This window comes from Nocardioides panacisoli, assembly GCF_039537325.1.
Taxonomy (GTDB): Bacteria; Actinomycetota; Actinomycetes; order Propionibacteriales; family Nocardioidaceae; genus Nocardioides; species Nocardioides panacisoli.
In genome coordinates this window covers 1-22,898 of sequence record NZ_BAABAH010000013.1, presented here as the reverse complement: position 1 = coordinate 22,898, position 22,898 = coordinate 1, and the positions used below count along the sequence as shown (strand labels likewise).

Below are 22,898 nucleotides of genomic sequence, written 5' to 3'. Positions count from 1 at the left end.
CGTCCTGTCTTATGGTTGCGCATTGTGCCCCCCACTGAGAGCCAGATCCTCGCGAAGCTGAAGCGCGCCAACCCCTCGCTCGTCTCCTCCTGGGCGAAGCGTCAGGCGAAGTCGGTCGCTGCCCGGGGCGGCTACCTCGTCACCAAGATGGACGACGAGGCGCGGCGCTACGCGCGCGTCTCGCACAACGACGCCCTCCCGCTGCCGGCGGGCGCCGAGCAGACGCTCCGGCTGGACAACCCGCAGCTGCAGAAGCTGCAGGAGGCCTACGACAACCTCGACGTCGCGGCCACCTCGCACACGCAGTGGCGCCAGGGCTTCCTGAAGCGCAACCTGTCCCTCGCGTGGTTCCGCGGCGACAACGCCTACGTCTGGCAGTTCCGTCAGCTGCGCAACGCCGCCGAGGCGCGCATGTACCTCACCCTGCTCGACGTCGAGTCGCGCGACCGCCTGGGCCTGCTGAAGCGGCTCGAGGAGGACGCCATGTTCGGGGCGTGGACCTTCTCCTACGGCAACCGTCCGCCGGTGAGCCGGGACCTGCTCGACAGCGTCAACGAGATCAGCTACCTCGACGCCCAGATGGGCCTGAGCAGCATCGAGGGCCTCCGGGTCCTCGACATCGGCGCCGGCTACGGCCGGATGGCACACCGCGTCTCGGCCGGCCTTCCCAACCTGGCCCGCTACGACTGCATCGACGGCGTCGCCACCTCGACGTTCCTCTGCCAGTACTACCTGGACTACCGGCAGGTGCCGGACACCGTTCGCGTGGTGCCGATGACCGAGTACGAGTCGCTCGAGGACAGCTACGACATCGCGGTGAACATCCACTCCTTCTCGGAGTGCTCGATCGAGGCGATCGAGTGGTGGCTGGGCCAGATCGCGCAACGCGACATCGAGTGGCTCTTCATCGTGCCGAACACCCCGCACCAGCTGCTGAGCACCGAGCTCGACGGCTCCATGAAGGACTTCTCGCACCTGGTGAAGGCGGCCGGCTACGAGCAGGTCGACGAGCGCCCGGTCTACGAGAACGACGAGCTGCGCGCCCTCATCGACCTGCACGACACCCACTTCCTGTTCCGTAAGAAGGACGCGACTAAGTGACCCAGGTCGTCGGCGACGACGAACGCTCCCCCAGGACGCTCTGGGTCGAGGAGAGGCTGCGGCGGTACTCCGCCGCGACGACGCACCGGATCCTCAAGCACCGCGGCCGCAGCCTGGGCATGTGGGTGGGCTGCGGCTTCCCCAAGTCCGGCACCAACTGGCTGTGCGAGCTGATGGGCACCTCGCTCGGGCTGCCGGTGCCGGTGGACTACCAGCTGCCGATCATGTTCAAGGCGGTCGTGCACTCGCACTACTCCTACGACGAGCGGATGCCGTCGGCGTGCTACATCCGCCGCGACGGACGGGACGTCATGACGTCCTTCTACTTCTACTGGACCCGCGCGACGCAGATGGGCAAGAACCCCCGCTTCTCCCGCGGCATCCAGGAGATCTTCGACCACCTCTACGGTCCCCGCTTCGACCCGGCCGACGTGCGCGCCAACATGCCCAAGTTCATCGAGTACCAGATGACGGTCTCCCCCACCACGCACGGCGTCACCTGGCACCAGCACGTCCGCGACTGGTGGGACCGGCCGCGCGTCGGGCACGTGACCTACGAGGGGCTGCACGAGGACCCGGTCGGGTCGATGTGCAAGGCGCTGGCCGACGCGTCGGGCGAGGAGCCCGACCGCGAGCTGGTCGAGCTCGCCGTACGACGCCACGACTTCTCGCGGTCCGCCGGACGTTCGACCGGCGAGGAGGACCGCCGCAGCTTCCGCCGCAAGGGCGCGGCGGGCGACTGGCGCAACCACTTCACCCGCGAGGCGGGCGAGGTCTTCGACTCCTTCGCCGGCGACGCTCTCGTGGACTTCGGCTACGCCGAGGACCGCACCTGGTGGAGCGACCTCTAGTCAGTCGAGCTCAGCCAGCCGCTTGCGCAGCACCTCGGGGTCGACGTTCGCCAGGTCCAGCTCGAACAGGTCCTTGTTGGCGCGCAGCTTCTCGTCGCTCCAGCTCCACCAGTCGACCGGCTCGAGCAGCTCGACGATCTCTTCCGGGTAGCGGTGGCGGATCACCCGCGCCGGGTTGCCGACCGCGACGGCGTAGGCCGGAACCGACTTGGTGACCACGGAGCCGGCACCGACGATCGCACCATCCCCGATCTCGACGCCCTCGAGGATCGTGACGTTGTCGCCGACCCAGCAGCCGGCGCCGATCCGGATCGGGCGCTGCATCGGCTTGAGCATGGTCTTGCCGCCGATCACCTTGCGCTGCGCCATCTCCTGGATGTTGAGGTACTCCGTGTAGTGGTTGGCGCTGCGGATGACCACCCGGCCGATGATCGAGTAGGGCCCGATCTCGCAGGGGTCGATGTAGGCCGGCACGGTGACGCGGACTCGCTTGCCGAGCACGGCGGTGCGGGCGACGAACGACCCCGGGGCGACGTCCACCTCGTCGCGCGCCCACTGCCAGCGCTGGCGGGCGACGATCGGGAGGCGGAGAACCGCCCGGATCAGCGGCGTGAGAAGTCGCAGGAGCACGGCGGTCAGGATACGGGCCGCTCGGCGATCGCCTCGATCTCCTCGATCGAGAGGTCCTCGGCCCCGTCGTCGGGCTCCCCGGCGGCGGGCTCCGGGTAGGTCCAGCCGCTGCGCAGGTGACTCATCAGCGCCCACCACCAGCCGGCGACCGTGATCGAGAGACCGATCAGCGAGCCCCACATCGCGCCCTTGGCGTCACCGATGCCGGCGCCGATGACGAACCCGACGATGGAGAGCACGGTGCCGGCGATGTCGATCTTCATGACCTGGCTGATCTGCTTGCGGCCCATCAGCGCCGCCCGCACGCCGCTCTGCATCGCCATCGCGAGAACTCGGAGGCCGATGATCAGGAGCAGCGGGGTCACCAGCGGCCACACGTCGCCGAGGATCAGCTTCCCGACCTTGTCCGGGATCAGGAAGAGGACCCCGAAGTTGAGGGCGGCGACGGCAACGGACACGATCATGGCGCGCCGCTGGTGGACCAGGAGGCCCGCGTTGTCGGACCGCTCGCGGGCGATCTCGGCGCCGGCGGAGGTGGCGACCGCCATCTGCACGGTCGTGCTCGGCCGCTCGAGGAGCAGCGCCGCCCGGACGGCTGCGACGGCCAGCGGCCCGCTGACCACGGCCACCAGGCCCGCGCCGAACAGGGCGACGGTGGCCGAGGAGCTGGCCGCGACCAGCGAGCGCCAGGAGAAGTGCCAGCGCTCCTTCAGCCAGCTCAGCGAGATGTCGTGGCCGCGCGGGATCCCCTGCTGCGCGAAGACCCACAGCCCGGCGAGGGCGCCCGTGCCACCCCAGGCGACGACCATCCACATCAGGTCGAGGTCGGTGAACACAGGGATGGCGACCAGCGCGACGACGGTGAGGACCAGCCAGAGCACGTCGAGGACGATCGCGCGGCTGGGCCGGGCCTGCGCGAAGGCGATGAAGCGCCCGACCTCCTCCACGGCGAGCAGCGGCAGCATCACGCCGACCAGGATCATCGCGCGGCCCATGCCCTGGTCGCCGAGCATGAGGGCCGCGCCGGCGGCGACGCAGAGCAGCCCGGCGCCGAGGGACAGGATGAGCGCGCTGCCCAGCACCGCGCGCGGCCGGCCGTCCGCGTCCTCCGGGTGGACCATCACCGTCCACGAGACCAGCGACCGCACGACGCTGCCCTGGACGAAGACATAGGTCAGCAGGATCAGCGCGAACCGGCCGAAGTCGACGGGCTCGAGCACCTTCGCGGCCCAGAGGAAGACGACCAGGCTGGAGACGCTGAAGATGATGTTGTCGATCGTCACCGCACTCATGCGACGGCGTGCGGCACCGGCACCGGTCGCTGCATCGTCCGACGCCATCAGTCCGGTTTCCGCCATGCCCCGAATCTTCGCAGACAGGTCGGCTATCGTCCGGGGGTCATCCAGAATCCCGCGTGGAGGTTCCCCGTGCCGTCCGCTCTTGCCTATCGCTCGCTCCGCCGCGTGGCGTCCGCGCCCGTGGCGCGCCAGATCGTGCAGCGCCTCCGCGCCCAGCACGACGAGCTGCTGCTCGCGATCGGCCGCCTCGAGAGCCACGTGCTGGCCTCGAACGTGAAGCCCGACAAGCTCGAGGACATCGAGTTCCGGGTCTTCTCCCAGTTCGGCGAGGACGGCATCCTGCAGTACCTGATCCGGTCGATCGGTCCGCACACCGACACGTTCGTGGAGATCGGCACCGGGGACTACCGCGAGTCGAACACCCGGTTCCTCGTCCAGAACAACAACTGGCGCGGCCTGGTCATCGACGGCGGCGAGTCGCACGTCCAGTTCGTGCTCCGCACCGGCATGGCGTGGCGCCACGACGTCGAGCCGGTGAGCGCGTTCGTCACCCGCGACAACATCAACACCCTCATGCGCGACCACGGCTTCGAGGGCGAGATCGGCGTGCTGTCGATCGACGTCGACGGCAACGACTACTGGCTGTGGGAGGCCGTCGAGGCCGTCGACCCCGCCATCGTCGTGATGGAGTACAACGCCCTCTTCGGCCCGTCCGCGGCGATCACGGTGCCCTACGACCCCGCCTTCGTGAACAGCGAGGCGCACTACTCGCAGCTCTACTTCGGGGCTTCCCTCGGCGCCTTCGTGCACCAGGCGAACAAGCGGGGCTACCGGTTCATCGGCTGCTCGAGCAACGGTGCGAACGCCTTCTTCGTGCGCGACGACATCGCCAACGACCTGCCGAGCCTGACGAGCGAGGAGGGCTACCGCGCGAGCCGGTTCCTGACCTCGCGCAACCCCGACGGCACCATGTCGCGGATCCGCAGCGTCACCGAGCGGATCGCGCTCATCGGCCACCTCCCGGTGGTCGACGTACGCACCGGCGAGACGACGACGGTGGCGGAGGCACACGCGGCCGCGGCCGGCGGAGGCGACCGGTGACCGCCGCCGACCCGCACCGCGTCCCGTTCCACAGGCTGCGGCACGTCCTGCGCGTCACGAAGGCCCGGACCGCCTTCCTGATCTACTCCGTCCGGCTGTTCTGGGCCGCGTGGCGGGGCCAGCTCGAGGAGATCTGGGTCGGCGACTCGCACGCCGCGCTCATCCCGGCCACCGTGCTCGGCGCCCCGCTGCGCCACATCGAGAACGGCCGCTGGGTGTGCCACCTCGGTCCGCGGCTGCAGTTCTCCATCGCCCGCCAGGGTCTGCCGCCCGCCGTTCTCCGCATCTTCGGGCTGGTCGGCCGCACCAAGCACGCCAAGGACGTGCTGTGGGTCTACAGCTTCGGCGAGATCGACGTGCGCTGCCACCTGGTGCCGCGGATGGAGGAGCCGGGGACCTACGACTTCGTGCCGGCCTACCTCGAGCGGATCCGCGAGTCCGCCCGCGCGACCGGCAGCGACCGCGTCCTGGTCCTCGTCCCGCCGCCGGAGAGCGACGTCGCCGAGGAGCAGATCGGCTTCCCGGTCGTCGGCACCCTCCAGGAGCGCACCCGCGCACTGCAGCTGCTGCGCGACGCCATGCACAAGGCTGCCGCCTCGATGAGCGGCGACGGGCCGGAGATCCTGCTGATCGACGTGATCGACCAGTTCTCCGACGCCAACGGCGTGTGGAGGCAGGAGCTCACCTACGACGGCCTGCACACCAATGACGCAGGGCGCGCGATCGTCCGCCAGGAGATCGACCGTCTCCTCGCCGCAGCGGAGGCCGGCCGATGACCTGTCCCGCCTGCGGCTCGACCGCGGTCAAGGTCGGGCCGAAGTCGCGTCGCACCGGCTCGGTGGTCGCGCGCTGCACGAGCTGTCGCGCGCAGTTCCTGGTCGAGGAGACCAAGGCGCCGACCGAGGTGGTCACCACGGACGAGGTCTCGGTCGAGTACGTCGCCGACTGGGTGGAGAAGAAGCGCGAGGGCATCGGCCCCGCGGTCTGGCGCGAGAAGCTCTCCTGGCTCTCGCAGGAGGTCGCCGACGTCGAGAAGCCGAGGCTGTACGACGTCGGCGCCGGCGCGGGCGAGTTCCTCGCGGTCGCTCGCGACGAGTACGGGTTCGTCGTCGCCGGCAACGACATCCTCGAGGGTGCGGTCGCCGTCGCCCGCGAGCTGAGCGGCGTGGACCTCGACCTCGGCGACCTGTCGGAGCAGGACTACGAGGACACCTTCGACGTGGTCACGATGTGGTGCGTGCTCGCGCACGTCCGCGACGGCGAGCGGATGATGCGCGAGGTCCACCAGATGATGGCGCCCGGCGGCATCCTGTTCCTCCAGACGCCGCACAACACGGTGGCCGACCGGCTGTCCCACCGGGCCCGGGTCGCCAGCGGCGGCCGGATCGCCCGGATCTCCGACCGCCGCCTCGCCGGCCACCATCGGATCCTGCACACCACCGAGAGCATCACCACGCTGCTCGAGCGGGTGGGCTTCACCGACGTCGTCGTCGAGCCGGAGGTCCGCTACCCCATGTCATCGACGGCCTACCTCCACTCCCTGCGGGCGCCGACGTGGTCGCTCCGCCCGGTGTCGTGGGCGATGGACAAGGCGATCTCCAGCGGGGCCGTCCCCCGGATCACGCTGGACGTGCGCGCCCGCAAACCCCGCTAGTCGCGAGAAAGGCTCCCCCAGTGCGCCAGCGCCTGATCATGCTCGTGTTCCTGCTGCCTGCCGGCGGGCTCAAGAACAAGCTCCTGAACCGGCTGGGGCACCGGATCCACCCGACGGCGCGGATCGGCATCTGCTGGGTGCAGGCCGTCGACCGGTTCGAGATCGCCGAGGGCGTCCGCATCGGCAACTTCAACGCGTTCCGCTACCTGAAGCTGGTCCAGATCGGCCGCGGCTCGCGGATCGTGATGTTCAACTGGTTCCTGGGCGGCTCCGGCTTCGAGCCGGGGGCCGTCGACCACGGGTCGCTGCGCACCCTGCGGATGGGCGACCACTCCCACATCATCAGCATGCACTACCTCGACTGCGGGGGCGGCCTGATCCTGGGCGACAACGCGTGGATCACGGGTATCCGGAGCACGGTCCTGACGCACGCCTTCGACCCGGTCGACGGCGGGATCATCCTGGAGCCGGTGACCCTCGAGAACCTGGCGACCGTCTCCTCCAACTGCACGGTGCTCCCGGGCGTGACCTTCGGCGAGGGCGCGCTCCTCGCGGCGGGCTCGACGGCCTGGACCCGCCAGCAGATCGCCGGCGCGCACCTGCACGGTGGCGTTCCCGCCCGTCGGCTGACGCCGATCAAGATCGAGGCGTCGCTCTACGACCGGCACCGCTACCGCGGGTGACCGCAGCGATCCAGGGATAACCGCATGGGGGGCTCGTGCGTTCTGATAGCGTCCCCGAGTTCGCGACGGAAGCTGAGGAAATGACCGACAAGCAAGACTCCATCCTGGCCCTGATCCAGTCGCTCCTCGAGCGGTCGGACAAGGGCGACGTCGTCGTCACGGTCGACTCGCCTCTCCACGGGGACGAGGGGCTGGCCCTCGACTCGCTCGAGACCGCAGAGCTCTCGGCGCTGCTCGAGGACGAGTACGGCACCGACCCGTTCGGCGCCGGGCTGATGCCCGAGACCGTCGCTGACATCGTCGCGTTCTACTCCGGCGAGGGCGAGTCCGTCCCGGCATGAGCAATTCCCCGCGGACCGTCGTGATCACCGGCGGCAGCCGGGGCCTCGGCGCAGGAATCGTCCAGTCGTTCCTCGACTCGGGCGACCGCGTCGCGTCCTGCTCGCGCTCGGCCACCGACCAGGTGCGCCTGTGGGAGAAGGAGCACGGCGACCGGTTCCTGTTCGTCGAGGCCGACATCGCCGACCGCACCCAGTCCACGGCGTTCGCGAAGGCCGTCATCGAGAGGTGGGGCTCGGTCGACGTACTCGTCAACAACGCCGGGGTCGCCCGGGACGGCATCCTCGCGCTGTTCTCCGACGAGGACACCGACACGGTCATCGACCTGAACCTCAAGGCGACGATCCACCTGAGCCGGCAGATCGTCCGCAACATGCTGGCCCACGACGGCGGCCGGATCGTCAACATCTCCTCGATCACCGGGCTCACCGGCTACCGGGGACTCACGGTCTACGGCGCCACGAAGGCCGCGATCGACGGCTTCACCCGGGCACTCGCCCGCGAGGTCGGCTCGCGCAAGATCACCGTGAACAGCATCGCGTCCGGCTACCTGCGCACCGAGATGAGCCACGGGCTCGACGACGGCCAGCTCAACCAGATCGTCCGCCGGACGCCGGCCGGCCGGCTGGGCGAGCCCGACGACATCGCCCGAGCGGTGCAGTTCCTCGTCGACGAGCGGAACGACTGGATCACCGGCCAGGTGCTGGTGATCGACGGCGGCCTGACCTGCTGATCGCCGCCCACTCCCCCGTGACCACCCGCCCCCTGGACCCGACCGAGGTCTACTACGAGCTCGTCGACCGCCTGTGGCCGATGAACGCGCTCGGGTACCTCGAGCTCGAGGGGACCTACGACGACGCGCAGGTCGCGGCCGCCTGGGAGCGGATCACCGCCGCCGTCCCGGTCGTCGGCGCCCGCGTCGTCCGGTCGGGTCCTCGCGAGGCGGTCCTCGACTCGGGCTCACGGCTGCCCGCGCCGGTGACCTCGTACGCCGACCTGTGGACCATGCTGTCGACCGTCGGCGACACCCGCATCCCGCTCACGGGGCCGCTGGTCCGCTGCGCGACATCGCCCGGCACCGTCGGTGGCACCGCGTTCGCCGTCACCGCGCACCACGTCGCCCTCGACGGGCGGCCGATGGCCCAGCTGCTGTTCCTGCTCGCCCGGGTGCTCGAGGGCGCCGACATCAGCGGCCACCCGCTCACCCGGCCGACCGAGCCGCTCGGGCGCTACACGCTGCCGGAGCGGGACTGGACCGGCCGCCGTCGGGAGATGCTCGAGACGGCCCGCGAGATCCGGAACGAGGACGGCTACGTCGGCAACGGCGCCGTGCCCGACTGGTACGCCAAGAGGCTGGACGGCCCCCGCGACCTGTCGTTCACGGTCTTCGAGCTCGACGCGGAGGAGTCCGGTCGCCTGGTCGCCTGGTCCAAGGCGCAGGGCGCGACGGTCCACGGCGCCCTGACGGCGGCGATGGTCCGGGCGATCGCGGCGCTCACCCCGGGCATGGGCCGCGTCCCCCTGTCGACCACGGTCGACCTGCGGGTGCGGGCGGCCGCGCCTGCCGTCGACGTCGTCGGCCAGTCCGCGGCCGTGGTGTCGGCGTCCTTCGACCCGGCCCAGGAGGCCGGCGCGCTCGCGCGCGAGGCGACGGCGGACATCCGCCGCCGCGTCGACCGCGGCGAGCCGGAGCTCTTCTTCGCCCTCAGCGGGGTCGAGCGGCTCCCCGTCGGAGAGGCCGCCGACAAGGTCGTCCGGCAGTGGATGGAGGCGGCGGTCCCGGCAGCGAACCTCAGCAACCTCGGCGTGGTCGACGGCGACGCCCCGGGCGGCGTGCGGAGGGTGTGCGTCTCCCTCGCGCCGACGCCGAACCAGGTGCTCTTCGTGGCCGCGACGACGTTCCGGGGACGGGTCACGGTGATCTCGTCCTTCGACCGGAACCGGATCGCGATCTCACCCGAGGTCTTCACCGACACCCTGCGCGACGAGCTCGTTGGTCTCACCCAGTAGGTTCCTTCCGTGATCGAGCTGCTGCGCCGGGCCGCCGACCGCGACCCCGAGGCCGTCGCCGTCATCGCCGAGAGCGGCACCTGGACCTACGGCCGGCTCGCGGAGGAGGCGCAGGCGCTCGCGTGCGGGCTCAGCGCGGCCGGCATCGACCGGTTCGCCGTCGTGTCGAACGACATCCCGCTGGTCGTGGCGCTGCTCGCGGCGGGATCCCTCGTCGGCGCCGAGGCGTGCACCTACGCCCCGGACATCAGCCCGGAGGAGATGGACCGCCAGACCGCGACGTTCGGGCACGATGTGGTCGTCTCCGACCGCACGGACCTGGGCGAGCGGAAGGCGACGGTCGTCCCGGCCTCGGAGCTGCGCACGGCCGGCACCGCCATCGACGTACTGCCGGAGCGGCGACCGCTGATGGTGCTGACGACCGGGAGCACCGGGCGGCCCAAGGGCGTCCGGCACGACTGGACGCGCCAGCTGGCCCGGATGGCGAACGCCAGGGACGGGGCCGGCCAGGTGTGGCTGCTCGCCTACGGCCCCCAGCAGTTCGCGGGCCTGCAGGTGCTCATCCACGTGCTCGGCACCGGCGCGACCCTGGTCGCCCCGTCGATCCGGCGCCCGCAGGCGGTCGTCGACCTGATCCACGACCACCGCGTCACCCACATCAGCGCCACCCCGACGTTCTGGCGATTCATGCTGGCCGAGCTCCGCGCCGACGAGCACCCGCTGCCCGAGCTGGTGCAGATCACCCTGGGCGGCGAGGCCGCGCCCGGCGGGCTGCTCGAGGAGCTGCACGAGACCTGGCCGGACGCACGGATCTCCCACATCTACGCGGGTTCCGAGTTCGGCTCGACCGGCTCGGTCCGGGACGGCGTGGACGGCCTGCCGGCCTCGCTGCTCGAGGAGCACGAGGGCGCCGAGGTCAGCCTCCGGATCGTCGACGAGGAGCTGTGGGTCCGCTCGTCGTCGGGGATGCTCGGCTACTACGGCGAGGACGACCGCCCGGCCGGCGAGTGGTGGCCCACCGGCGACCTCGTCGAGGTCGTCGGCGACCGGATCGAGTTCCGCGGGCGCAAGACGGACGTCATCAACGTCGGCGGTGTGAAGGTGCACCCGCTGCCGGTGGAGAACCGGATCACCGCCGTCCCGGGTGTCCGGGCCGCGCGCGTCTACGGGCGGGCGAACGCGCTCGTCGGCACCGTCGTCGCCGTCGACGTCGTGCCGGCGTCGGGCGCGGACGAGCAGGCGCTCAAGGCCGCGGTCCGGTCCGCGTGCGCCGACCTGCCGCGGCCCTGGCAGCCGCGCAGCGTCCGGGTCGTCCCCGAGCTCGCCATGAAGGAGAACAAGGTCCTCCGCGGCGCGGCCGACTCCGGCTCGTAGGCGCCGCCGCCCGTCAGCCGAGCTGCTGCGAGGCGGGGACCAGCTTCTCGATCGCTGCCAGCCCGGCCGCGTCGTCCTCGTGCACGACGGCGACGTCCCAGTAGTTCTGCGCCCGTACGCCGACCTTCTCCTCCAGCGGTGCGGTGCGCTCGGCGATGGCCTCGACGGTGGTCCGCCCGAGGACGTCGCCGCCGTTGCCCCAGACCGCGACGTCGCGGTAGCCCAGCTTCTGGAGCCGTGGCCACACCTCGAGCGGGTCGTTGCCCGCCAGCCGGGACAGACGGTGGTCGTACTCGAAGAACAGGACCGGCCGGGCACCGCCCCAGGCCTCGGTGATCGCCGGCACCAGCACCACGTCGTAGCCGTCGGTGTCGGACTTGATCAGCCGCAGGTCGCCGAAGTCCGGGTGGTCGGCCAGCAGCCGCGCCGGAGTGACGGTGGGCAGCGCGTCGTCCGCCTCGCCCTCAGCGAACCGGGTGGTCCCCCCCGTGCGGACGGCCGTCGTGGCCTCGGTGTGGCCGTCGGGGGTGAGCAGCGCCTCGACGACGCTCACGCGCGGGTCGGCGTCGACGTTGAGGTGGAGGTACTCCAGGAAGTAGGGGTCGGCCTCCACGCAGAGGATCCGGGCGTCGGTGGCGTCCAGGATCTGGAGGGCCGAGTCGCCCACGTTGGCGCCGACGTCGAGGACGGTGACCGGCGCGGCGTGCTCCGCGAGCGCGCGGGCGAGCTGCACGAGGTTCTGCCCGTAGGGGCCGTTGCCCGCGTAGTCCGGCAGCCGGTGCGGCCAGGGCAGCACCATCGTGACGCCCTGCACCTCCCGGACGACCTTGCGGTTCGGGAAGCGGTCGCGCACCCACCACCCGACGTGGTGGCGCAGGTTCGACGGCAGCTCGCTGAGTCTCGGCACGGCGGACAACTTAGTGCTTCTCCTCGTCCTGCTCAGGCGAACCAGCCGGACAGTGGCAGACCAGTCGTCTCCCGGAGCTCCGCGACCTCGGGCGCCAGCAGCTCCCGCAGCCGCGCGACGGTCTCGGCGCTCGGCTCCGGGCGCTCGACGGGCTTGCTGATCCGCCGGGAGACGAACGAACGGAACCGCGAGAGCTGGCCGGTGGGGAGCTTGTGCGCCAGCCGGATCAGCGCGGGGCGCCGCAGAGCCTGGTACCAGCCCGGCAGGGCGCCCTTGTCCCCGTAGGAGTTGCGCGGCCGCAGCGCCTCGTCGTCGAGCTCGATGGGCGGCACGCCGAGGAAGTCGAAGATCCGGCTCATCGTGCGCTGCGCGTCGTCGCGCAGGTCCGCCAGGTCGATGACCAGCACCTGGGACGGGTCGAAGCGCCGGTGGATCTCGCGCAGCTGGGTCGCGTAGCGGCTCGGCGCGAGAATCCTGTTGTGCGGCTGGTCGGCGTCGGCGAGCGCGGTCTCGATGTCCTCGGTGATGACCCCCCAGGTCGCCTCCTCGAGATACTCCGCGATCGCCCGGTCGACCGGATCACGCACGAGGTAGAGCAGCCGAGCGTCCGGCACCAGGTCGGCCATCCGGTCGACGACGCCGGGGAACACCGGCCACTTGGTGTACTGCGGGGTCGACTCGCCGCGGTACGTCGTCCCGGGCGCGAACGACGCCTGGTAGCGGCCCACCCAGGAGAGGTGGTCGGGGTCGGTGAAGAACCGCATCTCCTTGTCCTTGGACATGGAGATCTCGGGGTGCAGCGCCAGGTAGTTGTGCAGGCTGGTCGATCCGGCCTTGGCCGCGCCGACCACGAACAGGTTCGGGAGCAGTGCGGGGTCCGGGGTGGTCGGCTCGGGGTCCTGCCGGCTGCGGCGCTCGCGGGCCGGCACGCTCAGGTCGCACCAGGGGCACACGTCGTGCGGGTGCCCGTCGCCGGCGAGCAGCCAGCCGAGCTCGCGCATCTCCGCCGTGGTGCTGCACGAGATGACCGGCGGCACGCACAGGTCGCACTGGAGCGACACCAGCTCGGCGCGACCCTCGCGCGGGAAGCGGGCGAGGACCGTCATGCGTTCCGCCCGAGCAGGCGGCCCATCTGCTCGAGGTCGGCGTCGACCATCAGCCGGGCGAGGGCCTCGGAGTCCGTGCCGGCCTTCCAGCCCAGCACGTCGCGCGCCTTCGACGCGTCGCCGATGAGGGCGTCGACCTCGGTCGGCCGCTCGTACGCGGTGTCGTAGCGGACGTGGTCCTCCCAGTTGAGGCCGGCGTGCGCGAACGCGAACTCGCAGAACTCCCGGACGGTGGTGCCCCGCCCGGTGGCGAGCACGTAGTCGTCGGGCTCGTCGTGCTGCAGCATCTGCCACATGCCCTCGACGTACTCCTTGGCGTAGCCCCAGTCGCGGACGGCGTCGAGGTTGCCGAGCGTGAGGTGGTCGGTGACGCCGAGCACGATCGATGCCACACCGAGGGTGATCTTCCGGGTCACGAAGCTCTCGCCCCGCCGCGGCGACTCGTGGTTGAAGAGGATGCCGGAGACGGCGAACAGGTCGTAGGCCTCGCGGTAGTTGACGGTCACCCAGTGCGCGTAGAGCTTCGCGGCGCCGTACGGCGAGCGCGGGTAGAACGCCGTCGACTCCTTCTGCGGCGGCGGGGTCGCGCCGAACATCTCCGAGGTCGATGCCTGGTAGAAGCGGCAGTCGATCTTGGCCGCCCGGATGGCCTCCAGCAGTCGCAGCGTCCCCGTCGCGTCGGTGGACGCGGTGTACTCGGGCATCTCGAAGGAGACCTTGACATGGCTCTGCGCGCCGAGGTTGTAGACCTCGTGCGGGGTGATCTCGCGGATCAGGTTCACCAGGCTGACGCCGTCGGTGAGGTCGCCGTAGTGCAGGTGCAGGTTCGGCTCGGTGTGCAGGTGGTCGATCCGGCTGCGGTTGAGCGTCGACGCGCGCCGCACCAGGCCGTGCACCTCGTAGCCCTTCCCGAGCAGGAGCTCGGTGAGGTACGAGCCGTCCTGGCCGGTGATGCCGGTGATGAACGCGCGCTTGGTCAAGGGGAACCCCAATCCGATCCGGTGTGCAGGCCTGCCCGAGGCCGGTGTATTACAGCATGGTGCATATCGTCGTGGACGCAGTTGCCGTCCGTTCCGGCAGTTCCGCCATCGTCATCGAGCATCTTCTCGACGGTTGGCGCGCTCTCGCGGTCGACGACCGGATCACCGTGCTCACGGGCGAGGACGGCCCGGGGTTCCCCGTTCCCGAGGGCGTCGAGGTGCAGCACCTGTCCACGCGGATGCCGGGCCCGGCCGCGGGACTGTGGCTGCGCTCGGTCGCCGTACGCCGCGCGGCCGCGCGGCTCGGTGCCGACGCCGTGCTGTCCGGCGTGCCCGCGAGCGGCCTGGTCGGCACCGGCAGCCCGCGCGGGATCATCCTCTACGACCTGCGCCACGAGCTCCGCCCGCACCAGTTCTCCCGCGGCACGCGGGTCGCGCGGCGCGTGTCCTGGTGGTGGAGCATGCGGCAGGCCGACGGGATCTTCACGATCTCCGAGCGGACCCTGCACGACCTGCAGGCCCGGCACCCCCGGCTCGCGACGAAGGCCAGGGCCGCCGTGCTCGGCGCCGACCACGTGGACGCGTGGCCGACCGCGGCGCGCGCGGAACCACCGTACGCGCTGGCGTTCGGCCACTTCGCGAACAAGAACGCCGACGCCGTGGTGGAGGGGTGGGCGAGCTTCTGCGCGACCGACGACCGCTGGCGCCTGCGGCTGGTGGGCATGGGCTCGGCGGACCGCGCGTCGGCCACGGAGCTCGTGCGCCGGCTGGGCGTCGAGGACCGCGTCCAGCTGATGCCCTGGCTCGACGACGAGGAGTTCCAGGAGTGCTTCGCCGCCGCCGGGCTGGTGGTGTTCCCGTCCGACTTCGAGGGCTACGGCCTGCCGGCGGTCGAGGCGATGCGGCTCGGGATCCCGGTCGTGGTGTCCGCGGACGAGGCGCTCGCCGAGGTGACCGGCGGGCACGCGGTGACCGCGGCCTCGACGTCGGCCGCCGACCTCGCCGCCGCGATCATGGCCGCTCTCGAGCTGACGGACGAGCAGCTCGCGGCCGGGCGGGAGCACACCGACAGCCTCGCCTGGCGCCGTACGGCGCAGGTCGTCCGCGAGTCGCTCCTGGCCGCGACCCGCTCAGAGGTAGTCGACTCGCTCCTCGACTCCTGACCGCAGCCGTTCGAGGTCGACCCGCACCATCCGGCCGACCAGCTCGTCCAGACGCGTCGCGGCCCGCCAGCCCAGTGCGGCCGCGGCCGGCTCCGGGTCCGCCACGAGCACCGGGGTGTCGGCGGGCCGGACGAGATCGGGATCCTGCTCGAGGTGGCTGAGCCCGTCGGCGAGGCCGGCGGCCTCGGACGCGAGGGTGACCAGGTCGCGCAGCGAGTGCGGCCGCCCGGTGCCGAGCGGCAGGTCGGTCGGAACGTCGAGGTCGACCATGAGACGCATCGCCTCGACGTAGTCGGCGGCATAGCCCCAGTCGCGGACGACGTCGAGGGTGCCGAGGACCAGCCGGTCCTGCTTGCCGAGGGCGATCTCGGCGACGGTCCGGGTGATCTTCCGGCTCACGAAGGTCGCCGGGCGGAGCGGGCTCTCGTGGATGTAGAGGCGGCCGATGCTCGCGTGCAGCCCGGCGGAATCGCGCGCGTCGCGCACGACCTGCTCCGCCGCCGCCTTCGACCGTGCGTAGGGACTCGCGGTCGCCTCGCCGCTGACCTCCGCCGAGGACGCCTGGAACAACCGCACCTCACGACCGGTCCGCGCCCGCAGGTCGAGCGCCGCCGCGACCAGCACCTCCACCGCGGTCTGGTTGACGGCGACCGCGAGCTCGGGCTCGGCCCAGCTGCGGCCGACCGAGCTGAACGCGGCGAGGTTGAAGACCAGGTCCGGCTCGGCCTTCTCGACCAGGCAGGCCAGAGCGGCGGCGTCGCGGACGTCGGCCTCCTCGATCTCGACGCCGTCGAGGTAGACCCGGCGGGCGGCAAGGGTGGCGCTGCCGGGCGAGGCCACGCCGACGACCCGGTGGCCGTCGGCGACCAGGGAGCGTGCGAGGTAGACGCCGTCCTGCCCGGTCACGCCAGTCACCAGCGCCGTGCCCGGTCGGCGTCGTACGATCACCCGGCAAACATTACGGCTGAAGGAGAACCCCATGCCCTCGTCCCCCGTGGACGTCCTCGTCGCCGGTGGCGGCGGCTTCATCGGAGGTCACCTGGTGGCCGACCTGCTCGCGCAGGGGAAGACGGTCCGCGCGGTCGACGTGAAGCCCGTCGACGAGTGGTACCAGGTCCACCCCGACGCCCAGAACCAGGTCGCCGACCTCTCGCTCCGCGAGAACGCGATGGACGCGACCGACGGTGCCCGTGAGGTCTTCATGCTCGCCGCGGACATGGGCGGCATGGGCTTCATCGAGAACAACAAGGCGCTGTGCATGCTCTCGGTGCTCACCAGCACCCACATGCTGGAGGCGGCCAAGGAGCACGAGGTCGAGCGCTACTTCTACTCCTCCTCGGCGTGCGTCTACGCCGCGGACAAGCAGACCGACGTGCACGTGACCGCCCTCCGCGAGGAGGACGCCTACCCGGCCATGCCGGAGGACGGCTACGGCTGGGAGAAGCTCTTCACCGAGCGGATGTGCCGCCACTTCGCCGAGGACTACGGCATGACGACCCGGGTCGCCCGCTACCACAACGTCTACGGCCCCGAGGGCACGTGGACCGGCGGCCGCGAGAAGGCTCCCGCTGCGGTGTGCCGCAAGATCGCGACGGCTGTCATCACCGGCAACCACGAGATCGACATCTGGGGCGACGGCGAGCAGACCCGGTCGTTCATGTACATCGACGACTGCGTCAAGGGCTCGCAGATGATCCTGGCCGGCGACCACGCCGAGCCGATCAACCTCGGCTCGGCCGAGCTGGTGTCGATCAACCAGCTGTACTCGATCGTCGAGGAGATCGCCGGCATCCGCTGCAAGCGGAACTACCAGCTCGACGCGCCGCAGGGCGTCCGCGGCCGCAACTCCGACAACGCCAAGATCCGCGAGGTCTTCGACTGGGAGCCGTCGATCCCGCTGGCCGACGGCATGGCGCAGACCTACGCCTGGATCTACGACCAGGTCAAGCGCTCGGGCGCCTGAGCGGCAGACCGGCCGGGGCCCGCAGGTCGGACCCGGCCGGACGCCGGCGCACGGCGGGCGCCGGCGTCGGCTCGGGCTCGGTCCCGTCCTTCACCGGCAGCACCGTCAGGATCGCGAGCGACAGCGGGATCCAGATGGTCCGGTCCCAGAGGCCCGGCAGCGCGGCGGCGACCCCGATCAGCGCCCAGGCCATGTAGGAGAGCCGCCGGAGCGGGTGGTGGGAGAAGAGCGGGCGCGCCAGCGTGTAGAGGACGCACAGGTAGCCGACGGCGCCGAACACGCCCACCGAGTCGAGCACCTCGAGGAAGATGTTGTGGATCAGCTCGATCTGGTTGAGGCCGCTGCCGAAGATCGGTGAGTCCCAGAAGCGGGAGAACCCGTACTGGATCCCCTCCGAGCGTGAGGCGTCCGCGGCCGCCGCCGTGCCGCCACCGGTCAGCCGGGTCAGCGCGGAGCCCTTGCCGCCGCTGGCGGCGAGGAACGGCAGCGCGACGAGGACGAGCGCCCCGGTCGCGTAGAGCAGGAATCCCGACACCGCGGACCGCTCGACGACCGGGATCATGATGATCAGCACCGCGGCGACCAGGGTCGAGGCGCGGCTCCCGCTCAGGATGAGCGAGAGGATCGCCGAGCCCGCGATGCCGAAGAGCAGCAGCCGGACCCACAGCTTCTTGTTGCGGGGGATCAGGTAGAGCACGATCGCGATCGACATCTGGCCGGCCAGCGCGAATGCGTTGGGGTGGTGCGTGAGGCCCTGGTAGCGATCCGTCGCGTCGGGCCCCTCGACGAGGGCGACCGCCGTGCTGAGCAGGTGACCGGCGAGGTAGGACCAGAGCAGCGCGTCCACCGTCCGCACCGACGGGTGCCACCACGCGATGATGGCGGGCAGCCCTCCGAGGAAGAAGATCCACTGGGCGAGCTCGAACGCGTCGCCGATGGGGGTGCCGTTGACGAGGGCGGCGAGCAGCCCCATCACGAAGACGAGTGAGAGGCCCAGGACGTACAGCCCCGGCAGCCTGAGCCGGTTGTGCGTGAGGCTCGGCAGCAGCAGCACGATGCCGAGGATGAGGAGGAAGTCCGTCGGCGTGGCCACGCCCCCGGTCAGCCCCTCGATGCCGCGGTACATCGGCGCCGTGCCGAAGGCCAGCATCAGCAGGAAGGTCGCGGTCCGCTCGGAGCCCAGCAGGACGAGGATGAGCAGTCCGCCCGCGAGCCCGGCCGCGCCGATCATGAAGATCAGGCCCTGGGTCGCGAGGAAGGACAGCCCGCCGGCGAGCACGGCGAACGCCAGGGTGATCACGATCCCGCGGTCGGGTCTGGCCGCCAACTCTTCCTCCGGGCTCGCGCGTCAGGTACGCGGGCAGCCTAACCGCTCCCGGCAGGCGGCGTGCTCAGCCTCCGGCGAATGGAGGCAGGAACTCGACGACCGCTCCCCCCGGCACCTCGACGGCGGCGGGATCGTGGCTGGAGACCGGCCGGTCCCCGACCAGGACGGAGCAGACGGCGATCACCTCCGGGAGCCGCGAGCCGGCGTGCCGGCGTACGAGCTCCGCACGCAGGTCGGCCAGGGTCAGCGCGCCGTCGACGTCGAGGGTCTCCTCCGCCGTCCCTGCCGCGGACCGGGCGGCCGCCCAGTAGCGGACCCGGATGACCTTGGTCTCATCCACCAGCCGATTCCTTCCCTGTGTCCCCGTTGTTTCGCTATGGTCCCTCCCACGAAAACCGGCCGGAGCCCAGTGTTGCGTTTCGGTCTCTCGACCAGGCTGCCGCGGCGGAGACCCCGCCCCCGGCGCCCGTGAGGAGGCCCCGGATGAGCACTCTGCTGCTCCTGACCAGCGCGCTGCAACCCTCCGCGGAGGTGCTGCCCGGTCTCGCCCTGCTGGGCCACCAGGTCAAGATCCTGCCCGCCGAGGGCAGCGCACTGCTCGAGGCGCCGGACTCCGACCTGCTGCTCGTCGACGGCCGGCAGGACCTCGCCGGCGCCCGCGACCTGTGCCGGCTGATCCGCACGACCGGCACCGACGTGCCGGTGCTGCTCGTCGTCACCGAGGGCGGGCTCTCCGTCGTCGCCCACGACTGGGGCATGGACGATGTCGTGCTGCACACCTGCGGCCCCGCGGAGCTCGAGGCCCGGATCAAGCTGGCCATCGGACGGCTCGTGGCGGCCCGCGACGCCGCCGACCCCGAGGCCCACGTCATCCGCTCCGGCGAGGTCGTCGTCGACGACGCGACCTACACGGCGAAGGTCGGCGGCCGGGTCCTCGACCTCACCTTCAAGGAGTTCGAGCTGCTGAAGTTCCTGGCCCAGCACCCGGGCCGGGTGTTCAGCCGCCAGCAGCTGCTCCAGGAGGTCTGGGGCTACGACTACTTCGGCGGCACCCGCACGGTCGACGTCCACGTCCGGCGGCTGCGCGCCAAGCTCGGGCCCGAGAACGAGACGCTGATCGGCACGGTGCGCAACGTGGGCTACCGGTTCGTGCTGCCGGCCCGCGAGAAGGACGCCGTCGAGCAGGAGCAGCCGGAGTCCGAGCACGCCTGACGTATAGCGTCGCCCGCGTGGACTCCCCCGATCCCGACGTCCTGCGGATCGTCGACGAGGTACGCCGCGCGTGCCTCGCGCACGACGGCCAGGACCCGCTCGACGAGGCCGCCCACCTGCTGCTGAAGCACCGCGGCGCGGATGCGCTCGACGGCGCCTGGGTGAGGGACAGCGGGTTCGCCCTGCTCCACGACGGTGCGCTCGACCTGGCGGTCGCTCCAGCAGCGCGCCGCCGCGGCGTGGGCGGCGCGCTGCTGGAGCGGGCGGTGGCGGGCACGCCCGGCGGGCTCACGGCGTGGTCCCACGGCGACCACCCGGCCGCCGCGGCACTCGCCGAGCGCACGGGCTTCGAGCGGGTCCGCGAGCTGTGGGTGATGAGGCGCTCGGTCGCCGTACCGCTTCCGGCGGCGGAGCCGCCGGCGGGCGTGACCATCAGGTCCTACGCCGGGCCCGCCGACGACGCGCCGCTGCTCGAGGTCAACGCGGCCGCGTTCGCCCACCACCCGGAGCAGGGTGCGCTGGACGAGGCCGGGCTCGCCGAGCGGATGGCCGAGCCGTGGTTCGACCCCGGCGGGCTGCTGCTGGCCATCGACGGGACCGGGGAGCTGCTCGGGTTCCACTGGACCAAGCGTCACGACGACGAGCACGGCGAGGTGTACGTCGTCGGGATCGCCCCGGCCGCGCAGGGTCGCGGGATGGGCCGCGTGCTCACCGTCGCCGGGCTCGCTCACCTGGCGGCCGCGGGTGTCTCGGAGGTGCTGCTCTACGTCGAGTCGGACAACGCGGCGGCGGTGCGCCTCTACAGCGGTCTCGGGTTCACCCACGCGCGCGCCGACACCCACGCGCAATACCGCCGGTCCCAGCTCGTGGGTCTGCCGGTGCAAGAAGCTTCCGATCGGTAGCATCGGACACCATGAGCTCGGTCACAGGAGGTGACCCGACGCCTGACGGCGGTCGGGCGACCCCTGCGCGCCGTGCGCGCGGCCGCGGACGTCCGTGGCGCCGCAAGGGCGACGAGGACGCGCCGGTCCTCCTCGAGCTCGACGGCGACGAGGTCGAGGAGATCATCCGCCGCAGCATCGAGGCCGACCGCGCCGGGGAGTCCGACGAGCCCGAGCTCGAGACCACCGACGTCGACGACGCCGCCGAGGAAGACCCGGAGGACGAGATCCTCGTGCCCGACGACCTCGCCGACCGCGTCGCCGCCCGTCGTGGGCCACGACCGGTCGAGGAGGGTGACGGGTCCGACTACGACTGGGACAGCCTGATGGTCGGCGACACCGGCCCGGACTTCGACGAGGACGACAGCTCGTCGGGTCGCCACGCCGGTCAGCGCGACCTGCACGTGGAGGCCGATGACGTCGTCCTGGACCGGATGGGCGGCCGGGTCGGCCCGCCGCCGGCGCGGGACGAGCTCCCCGACGACCCGGCCGACACCGCCGAGAGCCGGCCGATCGAGGTGTCGACCCGGTCGGTGCTCGACGACCCGGACCCCGAGCCCGCCGATCTCGACCCGGACGCCGAGTTCGAGGCGGCCGCGTTCGCTGTCGTGAGTCCGGCCGAGGCCCGCAGGTCGATCGCTCCGGCCGACACCGACGAGGAACGGACTGACGACGAGGACCTCGACTACGTCCCGGTGACGGGTGACGACGAGGCCGCCGAGCGGGTGATCCAGCAGGCGATGGACATCGGCTTCGCCGAGCCGGTGCCCGCTCCCCAGCGACGGCTGTTCCGCCGGCGCGACGTACCCCGACCCACCGGGCCCTCCTCCCGCCCGCTCGTGCGGACCGGCGGGGACTCGGCCGCCGAGCCGGTCGACCCCGCCCGCAGCGAGGCGGTCGCCGAGCAGGCGGCACGCCTGCGCCGCGACGCCGAGCTCGCCGCGGCCGAGCAGGCCGCCGAGCGGATCGCCGCCGAGGAGGCTGCCCACCGCGCGGCCGAGGCGCGCGCCGAGGCGGACCGCCTGGCCCGCGAGCAGGCCGAGACGGCGGCCGAGGCCGAGGCACGCGCCCAGGAGTACGCCGAGCTCGCCCGGTTGGCGCACGCAGAGCGGGCGTCGGCCGAGGAGCGCGCACGGACGCTGGCCGAGGCTGCCGCCGACGCGGCTGCCGAGCACGCCGAGTTCGCGCGCCGGATGCTCGAGGAACGGGCGGCCGCCGAGCGCAGCTCCGCCGAGATCGCCGCCGCCCGCGAGGCCGCCGAGGAGGCCGCCCGGCAGCAGGCCGCGCTTGCGCAGCAGGCCCACCTGGCCGCCGCGGAGGCGGAGGAGCGGGCTCGCACCCTCGCCGAGCAGGCCGCCGTGAGTGCCGAGGAGCACGGCGCGCGCGCCCTGCAGGCGGTGGAGGAGCGTGAGGCGGCCGAGCAGGCCGCCGCCGAGCACGCCAGGCTCGCCCAGCAGGCGCACGAGGAGCGGATGCGCGCCGAGTACGCCGCGCAGGAGCAGGCCGAGCTGGCCCGGCTCGCGCTGGAGACGTCGGAGGCCGCCGAGCGCCGCGCGAGCGACGCCGCCGCCCATGCCGAGGAGCAGACGGCCGCGCGGGTCGCCGCCGACGAGTCCGCCGCCGAGCAGGCCCGCCGTGCCCAGGAGGCGCACGAGGCGAGGCGCGCCGCCGAGGAGGCCGCCCGCGAGCAGCTCGAGCTCGCCCGCGAGGCGCAGGCCGCCGCAGCCGCCGCACACCAGACCGCGGCGTCGCTGGCCGAGGAGAAGCGGGCGATGACCGAGTCGCTCGCCGAGGCCGAGCGGGTCGCGACCGAGGCCGCGCGCGCCCGTGCCGAGGCCGAGGACCGTGCCCGGCAGGCGCTCACCGAGCTCGAGGCATCGGCAGCCGCGCAGCAGGAGGCCCTGTCAGCGGTCAAGTCCGAGCTTCTCGAGGTCGAGCGTCAGGCCCTGGAGCACGCTCGCGCCCGCGCGGAGGCCGAGCGTCAGGCGGCCGCCCAGGCGACGGCCCGTGCCGAGGCCGAGGCGCACGCCGCCCGGCTGGCGCAGCAGATCGCCGACATCCAGGCCGAGCGCGCCCGGATCGACACCGACCAGGCCGAGCGGAGTGCCGCCGACGAGGAGGCCGCGCGTGCCGCCGCGGCCGACGAAGCCGCTCGCGCCGCTGCGGAAGCGGAGGCAGCGCGCGCCGCCGCCGAGGCGGAAGCCGCCCGCGCCGCCGCCGAGGCCGAGGCCGCCCGCGTCACGGCCGAGGAGGAAGCC

General features: G+C 72.1%; 22 protein-coding genes and 1 pseudogene. 15 read left to right on the top strand and 8 right to left on the bottom strand.

The features are described from left to right. Positions 1-24: 24 nt before the first annotated feature. Together ABD709_RS16080 and ABD709_RS16075 are read left to right on the top strand one after the other, a co-directional pair. Complete coding sequence (locus ABD709_RS16080) at positions 25-1,101, top strand: putative sugar O-methyltransferase (protein WP_344777238.1); 1,077 nt, start codon at positions 25-27, stop codon at positions 1,099-1,101. Continuing rightward, a complete protein-coding gene (locus tag ABD709_RS16075; RefSeq protein ID WP_344777236.1) occupies positions 1,098-1,952 on the top strand; it encodes a sulfotransferase domain-containing protein in 855 nt (284 codons plus the stop codon). Before ABD709_RS16080 ends, ABD709_RS16075 begins: the two co-directional genes overlap by 4 nt. Here ABD709_RS16075 and ABD709_RS16070 read toward each other — a convergent pair whose 3' ends face one another. Both ABD709_RS16070 and ABD709_RS16065 read right to left on the bottom strand, forming a co-directional pair. After that, entirely contained in the window at positions 1,953-2,582 is a 630-nt protein-coding gene (locus ABD709_RS16070) for a CatB-related O-acetyltransferase (RefSeq protein ID WP_344777234.1), read from the bottom strand. A 5-nt stretch (positions 2,583-2,587) separates the two neighbouring features. Beyond that, positions 2,588-3,940 carry an MATE family efflux transporter gene (locus ABD709_RS16065; RefSeq protein WP_344777232.1) on the bottom strand — a complete coding sequence of 451 codons (1,353 nt, stop codon included), beginning with the start codon at positions 3,938-3,940 and terminating at the stop codon, positions 2,588-2,590. Positions 3,941-4,045: 105 nt separating this feature from the next. Here ABD709_RS16065 and ABD709_RS16060 point away from each other — a divergent pair, with 105 nt between their 5' ends. The 8 genes from ABD709_RS16060 (at position 4,046) to ABD709_RS16025 (ending at position 11,041) form a co-directional block, all read left to right on the top strand. Continuing rightward, complete coding sequence (locus ABD709_RS16060; protein WP_344777230.1) at positions 4,046-4,981, top strand: hypothetical protein; 936 nt, start codon at positions 4,046-4,048, stop codon at positions 4,979-4,981. Continuing rightward, positions 4,978-5,757, top strand: coding sequence for an SGNH/GDSL hydrolase family protein (locus tag ABD709_RS16055; protein WP_344777228.1), 780 nt, complete (start codon positions 4,978-4,980; stop codon positions 5,755-5,757). The genes ABD709_RS16060 and ABD709_RS16055 overlap by 4 nt, the downstream gene beginning before the upstream one ends. Further along, positions 5,754-6,635 (top strand): class I SAM-dependent methyltransferase, encoded by an 882-nt coding sequence (locus ABD709_RS16050; RefSeq protein ID WP_344777226.1) that lies wholly within the window; start codon positions 5,754-5,756, stop codon positions 6,633-6,635. Before ABD709_RS16055 ends, ABD709_RS16050 begins: the two co-directional genes overlap by 4 nt. Before the next feature lie 20 nt (positions 6,636-6,655). Beyond that, positions 6,656-7,318 carry an acyltransferase gene (locus tag ABD709_RS16045; RefSeq protein ID WP_344777224.1) on the top strand — a complete coding sequence of 221 codons (663 nt, stop codon included), beginning with the start codon at positions 6,656-6,658 and terminating at the stop codon, positions 7,316-7,318. 80 nt (positions 7,319-7,398) lie between these two features. Continuing rightward, a complete protein-coding gene (locus ABD709_RS16040) occupies positions 7,399-7,659 on the top strand; it encodes a phosphopantetheine-binding protein (RefSeq protein ID WP_344777222.1) in 261 nt (86 codons plus the stop codon). After that, positions 7,656-8,390 carry an SDR family NAD(P)-dependent oxidoreductase gene (locus ABD709_RS16035; RefSeq protein WP_344777220.1) on the top strand — a complete coding sequence of 245 codons (735 nt, stop codon included), beginning with the start codon at positions 7,656-7,658 and terminating at the stop codon, positions 8,388-8,390. Before ABD709_RS16040 ends, ABD709_RS16035 begins: the two co-directional genes overlap by 4 nt. Before the next feature lie 17 nt (positions 8,391-8,407). Further along, positions 8,408-9,667: a phthiocerol/phthiodiolone dimycocerosyl transferase family protein gene (locus tag ABD709_RS16030; RefSeq protein WP_344777218.1), complete on the top strand. Its 1,260-nt coding sequence runs from the start codon at positions 8,408-8,410 to the stop codon at positions 9,665-9,667. Positions 9,668-9,676: 9 nt separating this feature from the next. Continuing rightward, positions 9,677-11,041, top strand: coding sequence for a class I adenylate-forming enzyme family protein (locus ABD709_RS16025; protein ID WP_344777216.1), 1,365 nt, complete (start codon positions 9,677-9,679; stop codon positions 11,039-11,041). A 13-nt stretch (positions 11,042-11,054) separates the two neighbouring features. Here the strand turns inward: ABD709_RS16025 and ABD709_RS16020 are convergent, their stop codons facing one another. Genes ABD709_RS16020 through gmd form a run of 3 tightly spaced genes read right to left on the bottom strand, consistent with a single transcriptional unit; the run spans position 11,055 to position 14,034 of the window. After that, on the bottom strand, positions 11,055-11,948 hold the full coding sequence (locus tag ABD709_RS16020) for an FkbM family methyltransferase (RefSeq protein WP_344777214.1): 894 nt from the start codon (positions 11,946-11,948) through the stop codon (positions 11,055-11,057). A 32-nt stretch (positions 11,949-11,980) separates the two neighbouring features. Then, on the bottom strand, positions 11,981-13,054 hold the full coding sequence (locus ABD709_RS16015; protein WP_344777212.1) for a sulfotransferase family protein: 1,074 nt from the start codon (positions 13,052-13,054) through the stop codon (positions 11,981-11,983). Further along, positions 13,051-14,034 (bottom strand): GDP-mannose 4,6-dehydratase, encoded by a 984-nt coding sequence (gmd, locus tag ABD709_RS16010; RefSeq protein WP_344777210.1) that lies wholly within the window; start codon positions 14,032-14,034, stop codon positions 13,051-13,053. The genes ABD709_RS16015 and gmd overlap by 4 nt, the downstream gene beginning before the upstream one ends. 71 nt (positions 14,035-14,105) lie before the next feature. On the opposite strand from gmd, the gene ABD709_RS16005 reads away from it, so the two are divergent. Next, positions 14,106-15,197 carry a glycosyltransferase gene (locus ABD709_RS16005; protein ID WP_344777208.1) on the top strand — a complete coding sequence of 364 codons (1,092 nt, stop codon included), beginning with the start codon at positions 14,106-14,108 and terminating at the stop codon, positions 15,195-15,197. On the opposite strand, the gene ABD709_RS16000 is transcribed toward ABD709_RS16005, so the two are convergent. After that, positions 15,165-16,145 (bottom strand): GDP-mannose 4,6-dehydratase, encoded by a 981-nt coding sequence (locus tag ABD709_RS16000; protein WP_344777206.1) that lies wholly within the window; start codon positions 16,143-16,145, stop codon positions 15,165-15,167. The genes ABD709_RS16005 and ABD709_RS16000 overlap by 33 nt on opposite strands. Before the next feature lie 31 nt (positions 16,146-16,176). On the opposite strand from ABD709_RS16000, the gene ABD709_RS15995 reads away from it, so the two are divergent. Beyond that, positions 16,177-17,160: an NAD-dependent epimerase/dehydratase family protein gene (locus ABD709_RS15995; protein ID WP_344777204.1), complete on the top strand. Its 984-nt coding sequence runs from the start codon at positions 16,177-16,179 to the stop codon at positions 17,158-17,160. Here ABD709_RS15995 and ABD709_RS15990 read toward each other — a convergent pair. After that, positions 17,141-18,487 (bottom strand): O-antigen ligase family protein, encoded by a 1,347-nt coding sequence (locus tag ABD709_RS15990; RefSeq protein WP_344777202.1) that lies wholly within the window; start codon positions 18,485-18,487, stop codon positions 17,141-17,143. The two genes, ABD709_RS15995 and ABD709_RS15990, sit on opposite strands and share 20 nt — an antisense overlap. Positions 18,488-18,551: 64 nt before the next feature. After that, positions 18,552-18,827 (bottom strand): MoaD/ThiS family protein, encoded by a 276-nt coding sequence (locus ABD709_RS15985; protein ID WP_344777200.1) that lies wholly within the window; start codon positions 18,825-18,827, stop codon positions 18,552-18,554. A gap of 143 nt (positions 18,828-18,970) precedes the next feature. On the opposite strand from ABD709_RS15985, the gene ABD709_RS15980 reads away from it, so the two are divergent. The 3 genes and pseudogenes from ABD709_RS15980 to ABD709_RS15970 form a co-directional block, all read left to right on the top strand. Beyond that, positions 18,971-19,699 carry a response regulator transcription factor gene (locus ABD709_RS15980; RefSeq protein WP_344777198.1) on the top strand — a complete coding sequence of 243 codons (729 nt, stop codon included), beginning with the start codon at positions 18,971-18,973 and terminating at the stop codon, positions 19,697-19,699. A gap of 17 nt (positions 19,700-19,716) precedes the next feature. Then, the gene (gene mshD / locus ABD709_RS15975; RefSeq protein WP_344777196.1) at positions 19,717-20,601 is read left to right on the top strand and encodes a mycothiol synthase; all 885 of its coding nucleotides are present in this window, start codon (positions 19,717-19,719) and stop codon (positions 20,599-20,601) included. Between the two features lie 11 nt (positions 20,602-20,612). Further along, a pseudogene (locus ABD709_RS15970) lies at positions 20,613-22,898 on the top strand (hypothetical protein); the annotation flags it as partial.

Bases quoted from the DNA above. Each gene is read 5' to 3' on its own strand.
- ABD709_RS16065 (WP_344777232.1), bottom strand. From the start codon at position 3,940: ATGGCGGAAACCGGACTGATGGCGTCGGACGATGCAGCGACCGGTGCC.
- ABD709_RS16050 (WP_344777226.1), top strand. From the start codon at position 5,754: ATGACCTGTCCCGCCTGCGGCTCGACCGCGGTCAAGGTCGGGCCGAAG.
- ABD709_RS16040 (WP_344777222.1), top strand. From the start codon at position 7,399: ATGACCGACAAGCAAGACTCCATCCTGGCCCTGATCCAGTCGCTCCTC.
- ABD709_RS16035 (WP_344777220.1), top strand. From the start codon at position 7,656: ATGAGCAATTCCCCGCGGACCGTCGTGATCACCGGCGGCAGCCGGGGC.
- ABD709_RS16015 (WP_344777212.1), bottom strand. From the start codon at position 13,054: ATGACGGTCCTCGCCCGCTTCCCGCGCGAGGGTCGCGCCGAGCTGGTG.
- ABD709_RS15995 (WP_344777204.1), top strand. From the start codon at position 16,177: ATGCCCTCGTCCCCCGTGGACGTCCTCGTCGCCGGTGGCGGCGGCTTC.
- ABD709_RS15980 (WP_344777198.1), top strand. From the start codon at position 18,971: ATGAGCACTCTGCTGCTCCTGACCAGCGCGCTGCAACCCTCCGCGGAG.